Genomic DNA, 685 nt, shown 5'->3' with positions numbered 1-685 from the left:
GTGATGGGTGGCTGGTCGTTGCTTGAGAACTACACAGTGGACGCGAGCATCTGTGGCCAAGTTTTTAAGGGCGCACGGTGGATGCCTTGGCACCAGGAACCGATGAAGGACGTGGGAGGCCACGATAGTCCCCGGGGAGCCGTCAACCAGGCTTTGATCCGGGGGTTTCCGAATGGGGAAACCCGGCAGTCGTCATGGGCTGTCACCCATGCCTGAACACATAGGGCATGTGGAGGGAACGAGGGGAAGTGAAACATCTCAGTACCCTCAGGAAGAGAAAACAACCGTGATTCCGGGAGTAGTGGCGAGCGAAACCGGATGAGGCCAAACCGTATGCGTGTGATACCCGGCAGGGGTTGCGCATGCGGGGTTGTGGGATCTCTCTTCCGTCGTCTGCCGGCGACGGGACGAGTCAGAAACCGTTGATGTAGTCGAAGGACATGCGAAAGGTCCGGCGTAGAGGGTAAGACCCCCGTAGACGAAACGTCAGCGGCTCGTTTGAGAGACACCCAAGTAGCACGGGGCCCGAGAAATCCCGTGTGAATCTGGCGGGACCACCCGCTAAGCCTAAATATTCCCTGGTGACCGATAGCGGATAGTACCGTGAGGGAATGGTGAAAAGTACCGCGGGAGCGGAGTGAAATAGTACCTGAAACCGTGTGCCTACAAGCCGTGGGAGCGTCGG

General features: G+C 58.2%; 1 rRNA gene. It reads left to right on the top strand.

Annotation, left to right across the window (positions count from 1 at the left end):
* Nucleotides 1-54: 54 nt before the first annotated feature.
* Nucleotides 55-685, top strand: a 23S ribosomal RNA gene (locus tag IE287_RS38135); the annotation flags it as partial.

The organism is Streptomyces omiyaensis, from assembly GCF_014650895.1.
In the GTDB taxonomy this organism is placed as follows: Bacteria; Actinomycetota; Actinomycetes; order Streptomycetales; family Streptomycetaceae; genus Streptomyces; species Streptomyces omiyaensis.
The sequence above is the reverse complement of the archived record's forward strand: the minus strand, read 5'-3'. Positions and strand labels throughout refer to the sequence as shown.